Below are 19,402 nucleotides of genomic sequence, written 5' to 3' on the forward strand. Positions count from 1 at the left end.
TCACGGCTTGACACCGAGATGGTTGAAGTCCCTCGGACTCTATTCAACGCCTGGTCTGACTTGCTTTGCTATGCGGCTTAACGGATAAAGTCGAGCTTAGGAGATAGAGGGAAATAAGGCATAGCTGTTGTAACTTCAAAGGAGTAGAGCAGATGAAAGTTGAGATGACCAGTCCAACTTGTGGCTCCCACGAGATATCAAAGAACGGCACAACGCGGCGAGGGAAGCAGAACTACAAATGCCGAGACTGCAACCGTCAATTCGTAGAAGACCCGCAGTGGAAGCCGAAAGATAAAGACGCTCAGGTCTGGTTCCAAACAAACTTGCTTGAAACCAGACCCACTTTTAAGCGCGACAGATTCTGAGCATTTCATCGCCGCCCGGCTGCAGCTCATAGTCTACCTTCTCTACCTGGCATTGATAGCCCGCCGCACTTAAATAGTTCATCACTGGCACAAGATGAGGCGACTTTTCTTGGCTCAGCGTCAGTAACGGAAAAATTCTCACTTCTTGGCTCACCCGCAGCATTTCGTCAATGGCGGCAATGTGGAAGTCGGTGTCTAGCTGCTCTGCGTATAAGAAGAGAAAGTGCGAGCTTAGCGCGAGATCGTAGCTGGCCTTTTCGTAGCTTAAGTGGGGCAGTTCACCAAAGGTATAGCGACCGGCTGCTTTACCGGCTGCATAATCAGCATAAAAGCGTTCTACAACTTCGACCCGATGGCCCCTAAGAGCGTCGGGGGAAGTGTGATAGCGCCATACCCAACTATCAGGAGTGTTTTTGATTTGGGTGATGATGTCGTCGAGCACGGCGTAGAAGCGACTGCGAATCTCCTCACCCTTAAATGCATACAGCGGATCGACGGACTGAATCTGACAGCCTTGCTGAGTGCCTTCAGCATTAAAGCTCGCTGGCCCATCAGCGACGCTGAGAATTGTTTTTTGTAAGTCGCGATCGCTCAGCGAAAACATTCTCACATATTCATCAAAAGAGCGACCAAAAGGCACTACCTGATCAAGCTGCATCGCCATTAGAAACCTGCCTGTATGGAGACTCTATCAATAGCGCCTGTGAACTCTAACAGTCGTATCTAGAAGTCGCATCCAGACAAGTAGAGCGCCTACGCTTCTTCGGTCGCCACCTTTTCAGTCGCTGACTTTTTAGTGGTTTTTTTGGCAGCAGCCGTGCGAGTGGTTTTTGCCCTGGCAGATTTGGCTTTTGTGCCCTCAGACTTGTTGTCTTCAGACTTGTTGTCCGCAGACTTTGTGCCCACAGATTTAGAAGTCTTTTTGGCAGTCGCCTTTGCACTGGTGGCTTTCTTCGCCGTACTCTTCTTAGCTGTGCTCTTTTTAGTCGTGCTCTGGGCCGTACTCTTTTTGCGAGTGGTCTTTTTCTTCACCGTGCCGCCTTTTTCAGTCAGCAGCGCTACCGCTTCTTCTAGGGTAACTTCTTCTGGCTTCTTACCTTCGGGCACCGATACATTCACCTTGCCATGCTTGATGTACGGTCCGTAGGGGCCATCGTAAACGCTGACCGGTTCTTCGTCGACTGGGTGCTGGCCAATCTCATGGATCGGTTTGGCAGCTCTGCGCCCCCGCGTGGCTTTGGGCTGAGCCAACATCTCTAGGGCTCGCTCTAGAGAAATCGTCAGCACGTCATCGTCGCCTTTGACCGACCGGTAGTCGTCTTTGCCGTCTTCTCTCCCCTTACTGTGAACAACATAGGGACCAAACCGGCCTAGACTGGCTTTCACCTTATTGTCGCTCTCGGGGTGAATGCCTAAAGTGCGCGGCAGTGACAGCAGCCCGACCGCCATCTCCTGCGTCACATCTTCGGCCTTGACTCCCTTCGGTAAAGAGGTACGCTTGGGCTTTTTGTTTTCTTCGGTGATATCGCCAAGCTGTACGTACGGGCCGTATTTGCCGATCAGCAGATACATCGGCTCGCCCGTCTCGGGGTGCAGGCCAACTTTCTCGGGGCCTTCGGTTTTTTGCTTGAGCAATACCTCAACTTGTTCATCATCTAAATCAGCCGGGCTGACGCCATCAGGAATCGAAGCTCTGACGGTTTCGTCATCTCTTTCAATCTCTACATAAGCGCCGTAGCGACCAATCCGCACTTTGGCCATCAGATCTTCTAGATCCACGGTGCGCGCTTCAGCCGGGTCAATGATGCTCTGCTGCTGCTCAACCTGGTTGGCTAGCCCTGCATCGCCGGTATAAAAGTTTTTGAGATAGGGTAGCCATTCAGCATGACCGGTCGAGATTTCGTCCAGGGTCTGCTCCATTTTGGCTGTGAAATGGACATCGACCAGGTCGGGAAAGTTTTTCTCTAGCAGACCAATGACGGCAAAGGCAGTGAACGTGGGCATCAGGCTGTTGTTAATCAGCTCAGCGTAGCGCCGCTCGACAATGGTGCCAATCACAGTAGCGTAGGTACTCGGGCGACCAATACCTTCTTTTTCTAAGGTTTTCACCAGAGAAGCTTCGGTGTAGCGGGCGGGCGGCTGCGTCTCGTGGCCGATCGCTTCTAGTCCGGCGCAGTCTAGCGCGTCACCTTGCTTCATCGCGGGCAAGACGACTTCCTGGTTTTCAATCGCCGCATCGGGATCGTCCGATCCTTCGACATAGGCCCGGAAAAAACCGGGGAAGTCAATTCGTTTGCCGGTTGCCTTAAAAATGGCATCGTCGGCTTCTATTTGTACGGTGATATTGGTCTGGCGAGCTTCGGCCATTTGGGTGGCGACGGTGCGCTTCCAGATCAGGTCGTAGAGCCGGAGTTCGCGTTCCCTCAGGGCAGTATTCTGCGGCGTGCGAAAGACTTCTCCGGAGGGGCGAATGGCTTCGTGGGCCTCTTGTGCGCCTTTGCTCTTAGTGGCGTATTGGCGCGGCTTGGGGCTGAGATATTCTTTACCGTATTTGGTTTCTACGCAGCTGCGGGCGGCAGCGATCGCCTGCTTAGACAAACTCGTCGAGTCGGTTCGCATGTAGGTGATAAAGCCCTTCTCATACAGGCCCTGTGCCGTGCGCATGGTATCGCGAGCAGAGAGTCCGAGCTTGCGGTTGGCCTCCTGCTGCAGCGTCGAAGTGGTAAAAGGCGGCGCGGGTTTGCGAGTATTGGGCCGCTCTTCTAAGTTAGCGACGCTCCAGGCGCTTTGCTCTAGACGAGACTGCAGCGTGCGGGCCTCCTGTTCATTCAGCAGCAGCACATTACGACCGGCTTTGACCTGGCCTGTGGCCTCATCAAAATCGCTGCCGTTGGCGACTCGGGTGCCGCCGACTGAGACCAGCTTGGCATCAAAAGGACTCTTAGCCTTGAGCAAAGCCGCTTTCAAATCCCAGTAAGAACCGCGTCTAAAGGCGCGTCTGGCCCGCTCGCGCTCTACTAGCAGTCTGACTGAGACCGACTGAACGCGCCCGGCTGAAAGCCCAAAGGCAATTTTTTTCCACAGCAGCGGCGAGACGGTGTAGCCTACCAGCCGGTCTAAAATGCGGCGGGTCTCTTGGGCATGTACCAGCTTGTCGTCGATGGTGCGGCAGTTTGAGAGGGCAGCTTGAATGGCTTCTCGGGTAATTTCGTGAAAGACCATGCGCTTGGTCGGCACTTTGGGCTTGAGCACCTGCAATAAGTGCCAGCTAATGCTTTCTCCCTCGCGGTCTTCGTCTGTAGCCAGCAATAGCTCGTCGGCGTCTTTGAGGGCATCTTTGAGGGTTTTAACGACTTTCTTTTTATCCTGAGGGATCACGTACAAAGGCTCAAAGTCAGCCTCTGTATTGACGCCAATTTGAGCCCACTTTTCGCCTTTGACCTTGGCTGGAATTTCTTTGGCCGACTTGGGCAGATCGCGGACGTGCCCCATCGAAGCCTCCACCCGATAGCCCTTAGGCAGGTAGTTGCGAATGGTTTTGGCTTTGGTAGGAGACTCAACGATGACAAGCGTAGACATACGACACTATGCGTTTTTAACTGAGGTGGGCGGTAAATCGCGATACGCGCAAACTGACGCAGCTGGCGCAGTCTGCAGATCTTAGCTGTGAACTCTTAGCTGTGAACTCCTAGCTGTGAACTCCTAGCTGTGAACTCCTAGCTGTGAACTCCTAGCTGTAAACAAACGGGATCTGGGCAGATGACGCTTTGCCGGTTGGCTCAAGCATTCCCAAAGATTAGCCGCTGCCGCCTCTACCTATATATAGCGATAGATCAAAAGGGTTCAATCCGTCTACCCCAGTTTTTTGGCCTGGCCTGTCTACAGCCAACTTAACGAAGATCAGAAAATTGGGCAAACCCTTTGATTACTAAACTGTTTTCGTTGTAGCGCGTGCTAGGAGTGTCTGTCTATTAATTTTTTAATCATTGCCGTCTATCCCCTTCAAACCAACCGCTTCCCCACCATCATTCAAGCCAATGGCAGCGTGTCTGTAGGTGGCTTTGACAAAAATCTTCTACCCAGCAGTGGGATTAACTGAAAATACACGGTAAGCTTTCAATTGGACTCTAGCTGGCCTGGATCGGGCCGTCGCCAATGGACTTTGCCAATATTGCCGCTCAGCTCAATGCTGGCATTATTTTGCCAGAAGGAATTGTGATCGTCACGATTATGACGATCATCGTCACCGACATCATTGGCGGTCGCAGCACAGCGCGCTGGCTACCCTATGTCGCCATCTCTGGTCTGCTAGCTGCTGTATTTGCGCTCTATTTGCAGTGGGGCGCAGCCGACCCGATCGCCTTTTTGGGCGCATTTAATGGGGACGACCTGAGCATTGTTTTTCGCGGCATTATCGCCCTCTCAGCGGCGGTGACGGTGCCGATGTGTATTCGCTATGTGGAGCGGTCGGGCACAGCGCTGGCTGAGTTTTTGGCGATTTTGCTAGCGGCGACGCTAGGCGGCATGTTTTTGGCTGGGGCCGATGAGCTGGTGATGGTTTTTGTCTCGCTAGAGACGCTGAGTATCTCGTCTTACCTGCTGACCGGCTACATGAAGCGCGACCCTCGCTCGAATGAGGCCGCGCTGAAGTATTTGCTAATCGGGGCGGCGAGTGCGGCGATTTTTCTCTACGGCATGTCGCTGCTGTACGGGCTGTCGGGTGGGGAAACAAGGCTGGCGGCGATCGCCACTCAAATTGCCGCTGCTAACACCGAAGCGCCTATTGGCTTAATCATCGCCCTGGTCTTTGTAATTGCCGGGATTGCCTTCAAAGTCGCGGCAGTGCCCTTTCACCAATGGACGCCCGATGTCTATGAAGGGTCGCCTACGCCAGTCGTAGCCTTCTTATCGGTGGGTTCTAAAACAGCTGGGTTCGCGCTGGCCATTCGTATACTGCTGACCGCCTTCCCGATGGTGACCGAGCAGTGGCGGTTTGTATTCGCGGCACTGGCCATTCTCAGCATGATCTTGGGCAACGTGGTCGCACTGGCCCAGACCAGCATGAAGCGACTGCTGGCCTACTCTTCAATTGGGCAGGCGGGCGTGATCATGATTGGCTTTATCGTTGGCACCGATGCGGGCTACTCCAGTCTGGTGTTTTACCTGTTTATCTACCTGTTTATGAACCTGGGGGCCTTTACCTGCGTTATCTTATTCTCCCTGCGCACCGGCACCGACCAGATTAGCGAATACAGCGGCCTCTACCAGAAAGACCCGCTGCTGACACTGAGCTTGAGTATCTGCCTGCTGTCTTTAGGGGGCATTCCGCCGCTGGCCGGTTTCTTCGGGAAAATCTACATTTTCTGGGCGGGCTGGCAAGCAGGTGCCTACAGCCTGGTGCTAGTCGGCCTGATCACCAGCGTCATTTCCATCTACTACTACATTCGCGTCGTCAAGATGATGGTGGTCAAAGAGCCACAAGAAATGTCTGACTCGGTGAAGGCTTATGAAACCAATGACTGGACGCTGCCAGGAATGCGGCCTTTACAGGTGAGTTTGATCCTGGCCGTCGTGGTAACGGCGCTAGCTGGAATAGGGGCTAACCCGCTGCTAACGCTGGCCAATAGCTCAGTAGCGCGCACGCCTCTACTACAGCGGTCAGTGCTGATTCGCAACGCAGAGCTAGCAGCGGAGATGGGGCATCCTCAAATGCCGATAGCTGAAGTTGCTGTCTCTAAAGCTGTGCCGCTGAAGTAGTTTTCAGTGCTTATCTGCTTTTCCTTTTTCGGAAGGGCTAGGAGCAGGGTCTACTGAGCTAGGCCATCAGCGCGTATTCCATGTCGTCTTGATGGCTGCGCTGCTTGGCGAGAATGTTTTTAACGTGCTTCTTCACGGTGTTTTGGCTGATCCATAGCTTGGCCGAAATCTCGTGGTAGTCGGCTCCGCGCAGGCGCATCTGCCAAACTTCGGTTTCGCGCTCGGTGAGGCCAAATAGCGCCGCGTCCGAAAGGGCTTTGTTGCGCAGGGTCTGCTGACGGTCTTCGAGAATGATCAGCAGATGCGGCACCTGTTCGAGGTGAATATTTTGCACACGCACGCGGACAGTGCCCAGATCGGGCAAGATAATGTCGGCATCAATGCCGCTTTTTTGAAAGGAGCGCACGGTCTGACTGTCGAGGACTGATTGGCAGACCCTCCAGATTTCTGCCGGTAGGGCGTCAGCTTTTGCTTGGAGGAGGGCGCAGATCCGCCGGGCCGGGGTATTGATTCTTTCGATTTCACCGATTTGGTTGGCGATGACAAACCCGTCTTGGAGGCTTTCTAGGGCGGCGCGTAGAATGCTGAAGGCAGGCTGGGTAGCGGCAGTGCGTGGACCAGGGGCTTCGGCCTGGGAGGGGGCAGCTTTCATGGTTCGGTTCCAATGCTTATACCGAAACTATCAGCAAAAAGTATGAGGATTCTGCGATCGCCTCAAACCCCCCAAACTGCCCTTCAAACCCGACAGCCATCTGCTAAGTAACGTCAGTAACTGCCTAACTCAACGACGAAAGGCAGCCAACATCTGTATCTTTAGAGGAGTTCCCTATTCCTATTTTTCCCTGGATGATGTGATGATCCAATAATTCTTATTCCTCACGGAGTGTCTAAAGCATGTCTGCACCCAATGGCGTGATGATGCAATACTTTCACTGGTATAACGAGCCAGATGGCACCCTGTGGAAGGAAGTGGCCGAGCGGGCCGAAGCATTAGCTCAAGCCGGGATCACAGCGGTATGGCTACCGCCTGCCTACAAGGGCGCTGCTGGCGGTGACGACGTGGGCTACTCAGTCTATGACCTGTTTGACCTGGGCGAATTTGATCAAAAGGGGTCGGTGCGCACTAAATACGGCACTCGCGATGAATACGTCAACGCGATCAAGGCCATCAAGCAAGCAGGTGTGGAAGTCTATGCTGACGTGGTAATGAATCACCGACTGGGCGCAGACGAGCAAGAAGAATTTAAAGCAACACCGTATTCGCCCAGCAACCGCGCTCAGGCCATTGGCGATACGGTCACCATTAAGGCCTGGACTCACTTCACTTTTCCGGGTCGCAACGGCAAATATTCTGACATGGAGTTTCACTGGTGGCACTTCAGCGCGGTTGACTACAACGCTTACGAGCAGGGCGACTTTGAAGCGATTTACCTGTTTGAAGGCAAAGGCTTCAACGCCGATGTCGATTTAGAGAAGGGCGGCTTTGACTATTTGATGGGTTGCGACCTGGATGTTGCTCACCCAGAAGTGCGCGAGGAAATTATCCGCTGGGGAGAATGGTACGTCGATACGGTTGATTTGGATGGCTTTCGCTTTGATGCGGTGAAGCATGTCCAGGCAGGCTTTTTCCCTGACTGGTTCAACCATGTGCGCCAGTACAGCGGCAAGCGCCTGTTTGCCGTGGGCGAATATTGGTCTGACGAAATTGAAGCGCTGCATCACTTTATTGATGTGACTGGCGGCGATGTGGCGCTATTTGACGCGCCTTTGCACTACAACTTTCGCGAGGCGAGCAAGGCGGGGAATGACTATGACATGCGCGCTATTTTTGACAACACGCTGATCAAAGAGCAGCCTGCCCTGGCAGTTACCCTGGTTGACAATCACGATTCGCAGCCTTTGCAGTCTTTAGAATCGGTGGTGGAAGCCTGGTTTAAGCCGCTGGCCTATGCGCTGATTTTGCTGCGCCGGGAGGGGTACCCCTGTATTTTTTATGCTGATTACTACGGCGCTCACTATAAGGACACGGGTAAAGACGGCAGCGAGTACGAAATCTGGATGGAGAGCCATCAGTGGCTGATTGATAACTTCTTGCAGGCGCGCAGCACCTATGCCTTTGGCGATCAGTACGACTATTTTGACCATGCCAACGTGATTGGTTGGACGCGGCTGGGCACCGAAGTTAACCCTGGCGGCATGGCCGTTGTGCTCAGCAATAGCGAAGCCGGGACTAAGTGGATGGAAGTCGGTCGTGCTGACTGCGTCTATATAGACATCACTGAGCATATTGAGCAGCCGGTCACGACCAATGAGGAAGGCTGGGCCAACTTTTGCTGCGAGGCGGGGTCGGTATCGGTCTGGGTGCCGCAGCCGTAATCAGTCATCACCGGCCGCGATCGCCTAAAAGCCAAAATTAAATTGTCAAGATTTCCTGGCATCCGAAAATATGGGTGTCGGGATTTTTTTTGCGATCCCACGCAAACTTTACGCTACGGCGAGAACCCAATCTCTCCTTTGGCACATCTTTGTTCTTCTACCACAAAATCTAGAAAGAGACATGTTTGGTAGAACGGACAAGGGATAGGTCGCCATCGCCCAAGCAGATCAGGCTAGATCAGGAGGTTTTGCCAGGGTGACGGTCAAAGTACTGACACAGCTACAACATCAACTATTCTTGTTCTGTTGTTTTTTAGACTGCTTTCTCCTGGTATCAAAACGCGATTTTTCCTAGCAAAAAGTTCTGACGGCTTAAAAGGCAAGTTATAGCGTGAAACTACTGATTTGCCTGGGTTTTCAGACTATTCAGGACTGTTTTTCTGCGAAAAAATACTGAAAATCCTGGCGGAAACTCCAAGGTTTCACCCGAAGAGTTGATCAGTAGCATCGCGGAGAGAGACAAAGATTTCTCAGGCGGCGGTGCCAACGACTTTGTAACACAGACAGCTCATACTCCTGGTGCCTCCCAATAATGTTTCTACCCACGTCTTCTTCTCACTTGCCCACGTCTTCAGCTAACTGTCACTTTCGATCTGCAGCAACTCTGATAGCAACCCTGCTGGCAACAGGCGGGCTTGGCCTGAGCGCTCAAAGCGCGATCGCTCAAACGCCATTCGATATCAGCCACGATAGCGCCAGCGGCCACGTACAAATAGACAACAACGCCTTTGACTTGCAAACCGGCGCGTTTGATAACAGCTCATTGATTCCCCTACCGACGATACTCCCGGTTGAAACCAATGAAGGAGTAGCTCAGCCGGTTACCTTCGACCAGTTGGCTCCCAACAGCATCGAAATCACCGCTGATGGTGACTATATCGAGCAGGCGTTTGATCGTGCATTAGGTCAGGAAGACCTCAGCTACACGCTGGAGACTGACTCTTTGCAGCTAACCACTCAGTTTGACTTGAGTCATTTGCCCGGCAATCATCGCTATGGTGAGGGCATTCAGGTGACGGTGTTTGATCCCACTGGAGAAGTGAAAAGCCGCGAATCTGTCTTTGTGCGGGGTGACGGTGTGCGTGTAGGGCCAAATGGCGAAGCCCTGCCGGAGAGAGCAGAGCTAGAGGTCGCTTACGGGGGGGCTGATACGGTAGAGCTGCGCGTGCTCAACTTGAGAAGCAACGGCGCTGCCCCCAGTGAATCGGGCATTTACTTCTCTCAAGACGGCCAGTTCATTGTCGAAGACCTGCAAAATGGCGGCGACTTAGACTTTAATGACGGCCAATACGTAGAGATTCCGGGCGGACAGGGGGAGGCGATCGCTCTCGAAGAACGCAATAGCATCTCCTATGAAACTCAAGTTGTCGAAACGCCGCTAGCGCCCGAAGTCCGACAAGAAGAGCGAGTGGAGACCGAACTCAGTGAAGATGTCATTCAGTCTGACACGGTCTCTATAGAAGAGAAGATTCGGGGCACGGTGGAGACGCCAGATGCGATCGCGACTCGACTCGGACACGCTCGCGGCCTGCGTACTGCCAATGGCGAGCAGCTCGTATACAACCGCTATGCCGCCGCCAGCCAAATTCGAGCTGGCAGCGATGGGCTAGGCGTGACTGGCCAGCTCTCGCCACTGGTTGACAACCCGGCGGCACCGCCGACGCTACTCTCTGGCAACCTTACCTTTGACCCAACCGCGGGTAATAACGAAGCCGGGCTCACCGCCAGCCTCTCTCTCACGCAGTTTTTGCACTCAACGCATCGCCAGGCGACTGACCTGTTTGGCAACGCCATCGAAAACCCAGATCCGACCGGGCCCAGATTAGTAGAGCCCGGTGGCCTATTCAACAACCGCCGCTGGGTGGGCTATGTGCCATCGACGCCAGCGACCACGATGCTCGGCAGTCAGATATTTTCAGCGAACGGTATCTTCACATTGCCCGAAAATCAGGCAGTGGTCATAGAGCCTGCCGATCCGCAGCAAGTGGGCCGGGGCGACGCGGCCTATACCGACAACGTAGGCGGCCTGCTGATAGAAAGCACTACTGGAGACATTAGCTTTGTGCCTCAGTGGACAGGAAATGGCTACGCGCAAACGCAGATTACCCTCGCACCGGGCGAAGCGCAGCGAATTATCTATGCTTTGGTACCCCAGCAACCCGGTCAAGCGCTGCAAATTGGTCAGCGCTACGCCGTCAGCAGCACTGCCAGCGGCTATGCAATTACCGACGGCGGCTTTACGGTCATCGCCGCCGATCAGCAGCCTCAAAACTTTGTTCAAGAGCAGGCAGAAGTTTACGCGGTCGAAGACACGCTGGCTGGTAAAAATGCGGCCACCGCACTGTTTAACGGTATTCAGGGGGTTTACGCCGAAGCAGTTGGGAGCGATCGCATTCCCACAATCGATGTCAGCCTAGCCGATGCAGCCGATGCGCGGGTCGGCAACGCTCTCTTTCCGCAGGAGATAGTTGCCGGTGACCAGGGCCAGCAGGCCTATGTGCAAACAACCCGGGCCGGTGGCTTTTATCTGGGAGCCGCGCTCACAGGCGGTATCGGCAATCAGCAAGACAGCATCAGACGCACCACCGCGACTATAGAGCAGGCCGCCGATGAGTTCAGAACCCGGCGCACCGTTGATACATTTGTAACGCCGCTGGTGCAGCAAGAAATCGTTTCGCTGCAAACCACTGAGACCACCAAAAATTCTGGCACCGCTTTCTTTAATATCAATAGTCAGGGTGAACTGACCGACGTGAGCTTTTTACCCGGTGATGACTTGCCCACGGTGGTTTCTCAGCAGGAAGTAGACCGGGCCAGCCGCCTGCAGCGCGGTGAAGAGCAGCTAGTCAGCTCTGTGACTGAAGAAAGCGTAGAACTGCTCGATGTCAGCGTGCTCGGTATGGATCAAACGACCACTACCGAAACCGAGAAAAGCCAGCCTAATTTCTCACCCGTTCAAGGTGAACTCGCGCTGGGGGGCGTGCTGAACTTTGGCAATACGCCCTGGACAGCCGCCGCGAATACAGTACGAGCTGAGCTATTTATCAGAGACACTGTATTCGGTCGCGGCAGTGGGACTGAAACGGGCGTTCGGGCAGAAGCTGTGTTTCACCCGTTTGGGGAGGTGCGGCGCGATGCCTATCAGTACGACGCTGCGGGCAATGCAGTAGCAGTCTACCAAACTGTGCCGGTTGTCGATGCAACTGGTCAGCATCAGGTAGAAACCGTGACCAGCGAAAATGGCACGACGGTAGAGGTGCCGGTGAATCAGTTTGTAATAGATGAGGCGGGCGATCGCCTGGCTCAGCAAGTGGGCACCGGGCGGGCGCAGGGGCCGGGCATTTACCTGCGCTTAGAAGACGTGCTCAGCGACAGTGAGAGTCTGATAGTTGCAGGCGGCATCCAGTTTTCTTTCTAACCTCGCTATGAGATTCGGTCTAAGGGCGGTTGCAAAAATGGACATCTATTGATTTTCGTCGTTGTTCTTTCAATCTAAATACAGCCGCCCCAAAGATTCACCATTGCTTCAAGAATACTGAGATTACCTGTGCCTCAGGGATATACCGAGTTTTGTTGATTTAATTGCTACATTGAAAGTTCAACAATGTGAAGTTATAGAGTATTTTTACGCCTGTTATTTTACGCGAACAGACTGATTTCGTTGACTTTAAGAGGCTTATAGCTATATTATCAAGTAAGATTACGGATTTTTTTTGCAGGAAGCAGATTGTTACCGTTGAAGAATCTAAGTGATATCGCTGAGCTGATTTTCATTTATAGCTTCCTCGGCGATACCCCCTAAAAATCGTCACGGCAAAGTCTGCCTTTAACCTAATGCCTTTCACTAAGTTCCCGTTAGCCACTGAATCTTTCTATAAGTTCACCTGTTTGTTTGGCGATCGCGTTTTAACCGGTAGGCTGATAGCGCTATTGCTCGTCACTGGCAGCGCTGGCTTGATGGCGGCTCCTAAGGCGATCGCCCAAATGGCCCCCGATGTCGGCACTACCCGCAACCCAGACGGCTCAGTCCGGGTAGACAGCAACTCTTTTAATATTCAAACCGGGCCGCTCACCAACCAATCCAATATTCCCCTGCCTTCTGAGCTGCCATTAGAGACCCGCGAACGGCAGCCTCTACCGGTAGAGGCGGGCAAGCTAGCGCCCAATAGCATTGAAATCAGCCCTGATGTCCCTTACATCAACCGAGCCTTAAATGACGCCCTATCGACAGATACTGAAGTCAGCCGCTACACCCTACAAGACGAAACGCTGCAGCTAACCAGCCGGTTTGACCTGCGCTATAGCAGTGGAAACCATAGCTTTGGGGAAGGCATTCGAGTCACGGTGTTTGGTCCTGAGGGGCAAGTCAAAAGTCGAGATACCGTTTTTGTTCGGGGAGACGATACCACCCGGGGGCCTGGTGATACGCTGCTACCGTCAGCAGCTGGCATAACGGCCGTCTATGGCGCAAATGACATGGTAGAGCTGCGCGTGCTCAACTTGAGAGGCAATGGTGCTGACCCCACAGAGTCGGGCATTTACTTTACGCAGGGGGGCGACTTTATTGTTGAAGACTTGCCCGACGGCGGCGATCTCGACTTTGACGATGGTGACTATGTGCGGCTACCGGGCGGGCGCGGGCAGGTGCTGGCCTTGCGAGATGACACCAATATCACCGTGACTACTCAAGTAGAAGAAATTCCGCTAGATCCGGAGATCCGGCAGGAAGAAATCATTGAGACTGACGAGGTCGAAGGCTTCGAGCAGACGGTTACGGTGGTAGAAGAAGAGACGATCCGGGGCAGCGTGGAGCTACCCGATACGGCAGTATCAACCCGTATTGGTCATGCGACCGGGGTTCGCACAGACGATGATGAGCAGCTCGTGTACAACCGCTACACCAGTGCCGGGCAGATCCGCATTGGCAGCGATGGCTTAGGGGCGACCGGCCAGCTTTCGCCGCTAAACCGCAACCCTAGCGCCCCGCCCACGCTACTCACCGGCAATATCACCTTTAACCCCACAGTCGGAGACAATGAGGCCGGGCTCACCGCGACAGCCGGAATTACGCAGTTTTTTAATTCCACTCATCGGCTGGCGACAGATGTATTGGGCAATGCCCTCGTCACGCCCGATCCGGATGGGCCGCTGCTGGTAGAGCCGGCGGGCCTGTTTAACAATCGGCGCTGGGTGGGCTATGTGCCTTCGACGCCAACCCAAACTGTGCAGGGAGACCCGCTGCTGCCGGTGAATGGGGTGATTGACCTACCTGAGAGTCAAGCCGTGGTAATTGAGCCGGCTGATCCTCAGGCGGTGGGTGCAGGTGATGCGGCCTATACCGACAACGTCGGTGGGCTGCTGCTTGAGCGCCCAGACGGGACACTGAGCTTTGTGCCTCAGTGGACGAAAAATGGCTATACTCAGGAGCCAATTTCGCTGGCAGCCGGTGAAGTAGATCGGGTGATTTATGCGCTGGTGCCTCAGCAGGCCGGTCAAGCGCTGCAAATTGGCCAGACTTACGACGTGACCCGAGGGGCCAGCGGCCATCGCATTACGGATGGCAACTTTACGATCATTTCGGCTGACCGACAGCTGCAAAACTTTGTTCAAGAGATGGCGGAGGTCTATGCCGTAGAAGATACGCTGCCGGAGACTAACGCGGCTACGGCGCAGTTTAGCGGTGTTCAGGGGGTCTATGAGCAGGTCCCTGGAGGCGATCCCATTCCCACAGTAGACGTTAACCGGCCGGCTGAAGTCGATGCGCGAGTTGGCAACATCCTCTTGCCGCAAGAGATCATCGCAGGCGCAGTGGGTCAGTTGGGCTATGCGCGTGTCACTCGGGCGGGCGGCCTCTATGTGGGCAGTGCGCTCACCGGGGGCATTGGCAACCAGCGAGATACGATTCGCCGCACCGCGACTACCACAGAGCAGGTGGTCGCGGGCCTGCTGGTGACCCGGACGGTGAATACTTTTTCTACGCCGCTGGTGCAGGTGAATACGACCGGCATAGAGACCACTGAGACTTCGCAAACGACGGGCAGAGCCACCTTTAATATCAACAGCGACGGTGAACTCAACGATGTCGCCTTTCAGCCACTATCAACGGTTTCAACCGGTACGTCTAGCCGCGCACTGACACCAACCACCAGCATTCGGCGAGGAGACGAGGTTTTCTTGGGCACTTTCACCGACGAGTTCATTGAGCAGACAGAGGCTGATCTGATCGCAATGGATCAAGAGGGCACCACCGTAGAGAGTGACAGCTATCCTAACTTTTCGCCAGTGCGGGGTGAGCTAACGCTGGGCGGGGTGTATAACTTTGGCAATACGCCCTGGACGGCGGCGGCGAATACGGTGCGAGCGGAGCTATTTACCCGAGATACGGTGTTTGGTCGCGGCAGCGGTAATGAGACGGGTCTGCGGGCTGAGGTGGTGTTTCACCCGTTTGGCGAGGTGCGGCGCGATGCCTATCAGTATGATTCGGCGGGTAATGTGGTGGCGGTTTACCAGACAGAGTCTGTCGTAGATGCGTCGGGTGATCAGGTGATGGCCTTGTTGACCGGTGCCAATGATAAGTCGGTAGAGGTGCCGGTGAATCAGTTTGCGCTCGATGAGGCGGGCGATCGCCTGATTCAGCGGGTCGGGACGGGCCGGGCGCAGGGGCCGGGCGTGTATTTGCGCTTAGAAGATGTGCTCAGCGATAGCGATAGCCTCATTGTTGCGGGGGGTCTTCAGTTTTCTTTCTAGGCTTTCTTTCTAGTCGGGGGTGGGTGACGCATGAGATAGTGATAGGCGAAATAGTCAGCCCTCTTGGTCATGCCTAAAATCACTCATCTGATCTACGACTTTGACGGACTGCTGTTAGATACCGAGCCGATTTACTGCCGGGTAAATGAGATGATTGCCAGTCGCTATGGCAAGACGTTTACCCGGGCGCTGCACCGCCAGATTATGGGCCGTCAGGCGCTGGACTGTGCGCAAATTTTGGTGACTGAGTTAGATTTGCCGCTGACGGCGCAAGCGCATTTGCAGGCGCGCGATCAGCTGATTTACGATCTGCTGCCGCAGGCCGAGCCGATGCCGGGAGCAGTGGAGATGACGCAGCGGTTTTATCAGCTTGGGGTGCCGCAGGCGATCGCTACCAGTTCAGCCGATGTCACGTTTAAGCTAAAGACGCAGCACTATCAGGCGTGGCTGAGCATTTTTAAGGCGATTGTGCTGGGCAGCGACCCGGCGGTGAAGCGCAGTAAGCCTGCCCCAGATAGCTTTTTGGTGGCGGCGCAGCGGCTAGGCGCTGACCCTGAGCGCTGTTTGGTGTTTGAAGATTCGCCAGCGGGGGTGAAGGCGGCTAAGCAGGCGGGGATGGCGGTGGTGGCGGTGCCAGCGGCGCACATGGAGGCGAAGCTTTACAGTGAGGCCGATCAGGTGATTGCCAATCTGGCTGAGTTTGACCCGCAGGTGTGGCGGTTGCCTGAGTGAGGTCTACCCTTCGAGAAAGCCTTTGATGCCTTCGACGACGACTTTGGCAACCGGGTGCTGAATGGCTTGCTCTAGGGCTTCTTCTCCTGCGGATTTGAGGGCTTTGAGGGTGCGCTGTTTGAGCTGAGGGTTTTGTTTGATTTGGGCGATCGCGCTTTCTTTGATTTTGGTTTGGCCTTTGGGGGTAGCTGGGTTGTATTCTTCGGAGAGTTCGTCTAGCAGAGCTTTGATGTCGCGGGCAGATTGGGCAAGATCTGGGTTGTTGTTAATTTGGGTTTTAATTTTGTCGCGCATGACTTTGTCGCCTGCGATGTTGTCGCCCTGGCCGTATTGATTGATGGTGTTTGTCATAGGGGTAGTTTCCTGTGCTGTTTCTAATCGCGATTTTAGGCCCATGACTGTAAGGCCGACGATTGCAGATTGGGCTTCGCTGTAACGCAGTATCAGACCTTCGCCAACATCGATGCTGAGTGCTAGCTGAGGTTCACCCAGAGACAGATATAGGACATCCGCCTCTGGATCATAGTCCCAATTCACGCGCCACTATCCTCGCCCAAAATACTTTCAATGTTCTGAGATGCGTATAAAATCCTGACGACTTCGATTGATTCGTCGTGCTCAAGGTAGAAAATTAAATATTTCTTGAATCCTTTAACCGCCCATTTTCGCATTCCCTGTAAGCGCTGCTGCCTGACACGGTAGATGCTTCCGAGACCTGGCATCCGAGCAATTTGAGCTATTGTCAGCCGTACGGCATCAAAAAACTGTAAAGCAGCGTCAGAATTTCTCTGAGCAATGAAGTCGTAGTGCTCATCAATATCTTGGCTGGCCCTTGGTCGGATTGTGATTTTTTTGCTCATCCGTCTGATGCGGCTGAGTCGATGAGCTGAGAGCGTTTTTGAGCCCACCATTCGTCTGTGGCTTCAATCGGCTCTCCGCTTTCTAAACCCTCCATCAAAAGGGCTTCTATTTGAGCCTGCTGAGCTAGGCGTTCTTGCTCAAGAATGATTAAGTGGTAGACGTATTCGCTGGTTGATCTGTAGCCTGCTGCGATCGCCTGACTCTGCAAGAAGGGCTGTACTTCTTCTGGCAAGGAAATATTGAGCACTGGTCACTCACCTCAACTAATAGCATTGCCTCTAGGATAAAGCCTTATCCTTCGATCAGTTCTTTGATGGCTTTGACGATGATTTTGGCGAGAGGGTGTTGGATCATTTGCGCCAGGGCTTCTTCGCTACCGGCTTTGAGGAGGCATTGGGCTATGTGAGGTCTGGCTGGTGATCGATTTAGGTGCTAGTGCTGTCTCCTTCAATTTTGTTGCCAGCTACGTTGTCGTCTTTGCCGTATTGATGGTAGGTGGTGTGAGTGCTGTTGTCGGTGTAACTCGGATAATTGCTAGATTGTCTGTCTGATGAGTCTTGCTCAACTTTTCCGTGAGTGAGGTCGTTGCGGGTGGATTGGTCGGGGAAGTCGCTAATCAGACGGCGGATATCTACTTTTGCGTAGCTCTCGCGGCATTCGATGTCGTAGCGGCGGTCACTAATATATTTCATAAGCAAATCGTAGGCATAAGCTTCTGGCTCTGTGCTGTCTTTGCATCGAGCGCAGTTGCAGGGAATTAGCTCTTTGTATTCTAAGCGCTCGTAAGATTCGTGGATTTTCCAGAGTTCGTACCGGACTTTTTCGAGGAGGGGCTTTTTGTTGCTGCCGGTGATGCGAACGTTAATTTGGTTTTTAGGGTAATTTTCGATAATTTCGGCGCAAGCCCATTTGTCGGCTAAGACGACGCCGTTTTTCCAAACGTGGTCTTGCTGTTCTATGAGCTGATGGGTTTCTACGATGAAGCGGCTGAGAATGCCTTTAGGCATGAAGTCGTAGCGATAGCGGAGGATGAGGTTGTCGGCAGAGTTCCAGGGATAGTGGGGTTTGCTAACGGGGAGAAGCTGAGGGGAGATGTAGCTGCCGGGAGCGCTAGGTATTTCGTAGGCGAGTTTGAAGCGCATCATCAGTTGGAGGAGCTGGTCTTGGAGATCGGCGTATTGGCTGTCGCTCCAGATCTTGGCAAGGTCGGCGTCGGTGAAGCGGCCTTTGTTTCTGCGGACGGTGTCGCTGTCGGTAACTTTGTAGACGGCAGTGGTGCCCCAGTCAGGGCGGAGGATAACGGTATTTTTGAGGAGTTTGTCGTCTTGAAAGTGGAGGCAGACGCCGAGGTCATGAAGGTAGCTGCTGAGAAAGAGCATCTGCTGCCTGTTAGTAAAACCGTTTTGACGGCAGATGTCGCAGTATTTTTCGACGGTGATGGTGTTGCAGTTTTGGGCGTAGTTTTCTAGAGCGGAGCGGACGCGCACCCAGATTTTGGGAAGGGGTTTGCCGACGTGTTCGAGCTGGGTGATGCGGTAGCGGATGGCGTCTTTAACTGTATCGAGTCCACGATTGTCTTTGAGATTGGTAGAGAAGCTGTCTTTTAAGCTTTTGAACTGGCCTCTCAGAAGACCTTCATCAATTTCGCACTGACGGTTTTGTTTCTCGTTTTTAATAATGAGGACGGGACTGTTATTGCTGAGTAGTTCAATAGACCTCTTGCATAATTACTTTTGTGATATGCTAACGGGTTTTAAATAAAAGGGCCTTTGCCTGCACTGTTTGGATGGCCCTAGTTAAAGGGCAGATATTAAAGGAATTCGGCAAAACCTTTAATAATACCATTAAATCTATTATGCAAGAGGTCTAATAATTTTTAGCCAATAGTAAAAATCGGTGTTTTCTGGACGGGTATCGGCAATGAGAAGGTATAGAGAGCGTTTGGTCAGAAAAAACTGGTGGGTGGCGTGATAAATCTCTTGTCCGCCAAAATCCCAGATGTTAGCGCGGAAGGGGGTGCCGTTGGAAAGCTCAAAGTCCCAACGAATGACATCAACACCTTCGGTAGAGGGTTCATCTTCTGCTAACTCGTAGGTTTCGTCATTAATCTTCCCAGCAAGAGAAGTCTTACCTGCACCACCCTCTCCTACCAGGATAACTTTAGCTTCGTAAAGAGGAACGGAGCCCTCTTCCGCTTTAAGCGAGAAATAAAATCCCAGCGTTTCGAGTGCAGAGTTAGGATCCGCATAGCTTTCTTTTGGCCCTAAGATCTCCGGTGGGATAGGCAGCGGGTTACCTCGTAAATCAAGTGTTTCTAAGTTTTCTAAGGCTCTAGACCACTTTGGTAGGCTGCTGAGCTGGTTGGAACTGAGGTCGAGCGTTTGCAGGCTGCTCAACTGCCCGATGTCTGCCGGTAACTCCGTCAGCTGGTTGTAACTGAGGTCGAGCGTTTGCAGGCTGCTCAACTGCCCGATGTCTGCCGGTAACTCCGTCAGCTGGTTGTA

13 protein-coding genes and 2 pseudogenes are annotated in these 19,402 nt (G+C 53.4%); 6 read left to right on the top strand and 9 right to left on the bottom strand.

The window, feature by feature from the left end:
* Positions 1-152: 152 nt before the first annotated feature.
* Positions 153-269, top strand: a pseudogene (locus CKL79_RS23985) (IS1 family transposase); the annotation flags it as partial.
* A gap of 76 nt (positions 270-345) precedes the next feature.
* On the opposite strand, the gene CKL79_RS19430 reads toward CKL79_RS23985, so the two are convergent.
* Together CKL79_RS19430 and topA are read right to left on the bottom strand one after the other, a co-directional pair.
* Positions 346-1,029, bottom strand: a complete 684-nt coding sequence (locus tag CKL79_RS19430) for an SAM-dependent methyltransferase (RefSeq protein WP_121971215.1) — start codon at positions 1,027-1,029, stop codon at positions 346-348.
* 89 nt (positions 1,030-1,118) lie between these two features.
* Positions 1,119-3,944 (bottom strand): type I DNA topoisomerase, encoded by a 2,826-nt coding sequence (topA, locus tag CKL79_RS19435; protein WP_121971216.1) that lies wholly within the window; start codon positions 3,942-3,944, stop codon positions 1,119-1,121.
* Between the two features lie 576 nt (positions 3,945-4,520).
* On the opposite strand from topA, the gene CKL79_RS19440 reads away from it, so the two are divergent.
* Positions 4,521-6,122, top strand: coding sequence for an NAD(P)H-quinone oxidoreductase subunit N (locus CKL79_RS19440; RefSeq protein WP_121971217.1), 1,602 nt, complete (start codon positions 4,521-4,523; stop codon positions 6,120-6,122).
* A 58-nt stretch (positions 6,123-6,180) separates the two neighbouring features.
* Here CKL79_RS19440 and CKL79_RS19445 read toward each other — a convergent pair whose 3' ends face one another.
* Positions 6,181-6,774 carry a helix-turn-helix transcriptional regulator gene (locus CKL79_RS19445; protein ID WP_121971218.1) on the bottom strand — a complete coding sequence of 198 codons (594 nt, stop codon included), beginning with the start codon at positions 6,772-6,774 and terminating at the stop codon, positions 6,181-6,183.
* 242 nt (positions 6,775-7,016) lie between these two features.
* Here CKL79_RS19445 and CKL79_RS19450 point away from each other — a divergent pair, with 242 nt between their 5' ends.
* From CKL79_RS19450 to CKL79_RS19465, 4 genes are all read left to right on the top strand, one after another.
* Positions 7,017-8,498 carry an alpha-amylase gene (locus CKL79_RS19450; protein WP_121971219.1) on the top strand — a complete coding sequence of 494 codons (1,482 nt, stop codon included), beginning with the start codon at positions 7,017-7,019 and terminating at the stop codon, positions 8,496-8,498.
* Positions 8,499-9,090: 592 nt separating this feature from the next.
* Entirely contained in the window at positions 9,091-11,976 is a 2,886-nt protein-coding gene (locus CKL79_RS19455) for a hypothetical protein (protein WP_121971220.1), read from the top strand.
* A gap of 416 nt (positions 11,977-12,392) precedes the next feature.
* A complete protein-coding gene (locus CKL79_RS19460; RefSeq protein WP_121971221.1) occupies positions 12,393-15,305 on the top strand; it encodes a hypothetical protein in 2,913 nt (970 codons plus the stop codon).
* A 69-nt stretch (positions 15,306-15,374) separates the two neighbouring features.
* Positions 15,375-16,037: an HAD-IA family hydrolase gene (locus tag CKL79_RS19465; RefSeq protein ID WP_121971222.1), complete on the top strand. Its 663-nt coding sequence runs from the start codon at positions 15,375-15,377 to the stop codon at positions 16,035-16,037.
* Positions 16,038-16,040: 3 nt separating this feature from the next.
* On the opposite strand, the gene CKL79_RS19470 is transcribed toward CKL79_RS19465, so the two are convergent.
* From CKL79_RS19470 to CKL79_RS19490, 6 genes and pseudogenes are all read right to left on the bottom strand, one after another.
* Positions 16,041-16,388, bottom strand: coding sequence for a hypothetical protein (locus CKL79_RS19470; RefSeq protein ID WP_240518978.1), 348 nt, complete (start codon positions 16,386-16,388; stop codon positions 16,041-16,043).
* A 51-nt stretch (positions 16,389-16,439) separates the two neighbouring features.
* A pseudogene (locus tag CKL79_RS24255) lies at positions 16,440-16,574 on the bottom strand (DUF2283 domain-containing protein); the annotation flags it as partial.
* Positions 16,571-16,897, bottom strand: coding sequence for a type II toxin-antitoxin system RelE/ParE family toxin (locus CKL79_RS19475; RefSeq protein ID WP_121971224.1), 327 nt, complete (start codon positions 16,895-16,897; stop codon positions 16,571-16,573). The pseudogene CKL79_RS24255 and the gene CKL79_RS19475, both read right to left, overlap by 4 nt.
* Complete coding sequence (locus CKL79_RS19480) at positions 16,894-17,145, bottom strand: type II toxin-antitoxin system ParD family antitoxin (protein WP_121971225.1); 252 nt, start codon at positions 17,143-17,145, stop codon at positions 16,894-16,896. Before CKL79_RS19480 ends, CKL79_RS19475 begins: the two co-directional genes overlap by 4 nt.
* A gap of 178 nt (positions 17,146-17,323) precedes the next feature.
* The gene (locus CKL79_RS19485; RefSeq protein ID WP_170944126.1) at positions 17,324-18,385 is read right to left on the bottom strand and encodes a COR domain-containing protein; all 1,062 of its coding nucleotides are present in this window, start codon (positions 18,383-18,385) and stop codon (positions 17,324-17,326) included.
* A 366-nt stretch (positions 18,386-18,751) separates the two neighbouring features.
* Positions 18,752-19,402: leucine-rich repeat domain-containing protein (locus CKL79_RS19490; protein WP_170944127.1), on the bottom strand; the 651-nt coding region annotated here is incomplete at its 5' end.

Source organism: Leptolyngbya sp. BC1307, from assembly GCF_002286735.1.
Lineage (GTDB): Bacteria > Cyanobacteriota > Cyanobacteriia > Phormidesmidales > Phormidesmidaceae > Phormidesmis.

What these genes read in the sequence shown, in the direction of transcription:
- CKL79_RS19430 (WP_121971215.1), bottom strand. Translation starts at nt 1,029, where the DNA reads ATGGCGATGCAGCTTGATCAGGTAGTGCCTTTTGGTCGCTCTTTTGAT.
- topA (WP_121971216.1), bottom strand. Translation starts at nt 3,944, where the DNA reads ATGTCTACGCTTGTCATCGTTGAGTCTCCTACCAAAGCCAAAACCATT.
- CKL79_RS19440 (WP_121971217.1), top strand. Translation starts at nt 4,521, where the DNA reads ATGGACTTTGCCAATATTGCCGCTCAGCTCAATGCTGGCATTATTTTG.
- CKL79_RS19450 (WP_121971219.1), top strand. Translation starts at nt 7,017, where the DNA reads ATGTCTGCACCCAATGGCGTGATGATGCAATACTTTCACTGGTATAAC.
- CKL79_RS19445 (WP_121971218.1), bottom strand. Translation starts at nt 6,774, where the DNA reads ATGAAAGCTGCCCCCTCCCAGGCCGAAGCCCCTGGTCCACGCACTGCC.
- CKL79_RS19475 (WP_121971224.1), bottom strand. Translation starts at nt 16,897, where the DNA reads ATGAGCAAAAAAATCACAATCCGACCAAGGGCCAGCCAAGATATTGAT.
- CKL79_RS19460 (WP_121971221.1), top strand. Translation starts at nt 12,393, where the DNA reads ATGCCTTTCACTAAGTTCCCGTTAGCCACTGAATCTTTCTATAAGTTC.
- CKL79_RS19470 (WP_240518978.1), bottom strand. Translation starts at nt 16,388, where the DNA reads ATGACAAACACCATCAATCAATACGGCCAGGGCGACAACATCGCAGGC.
- CKL79_RS19465 (WP_121971222.1), top strand. Translation starts at nt 15,375, where the DNA reads ATGCCTAAAATCACTCATCTGATCTACGACTTTGACGGACTGCTGTTA.
- CKL79_RS19455 (WP_121971220.1), top strand. Translation starts at nt 9,091, where the DNA reads ATGTTTCTACCCACGTCTTCTTCTCACTTGCCCACGTCTTCAGCTAAC.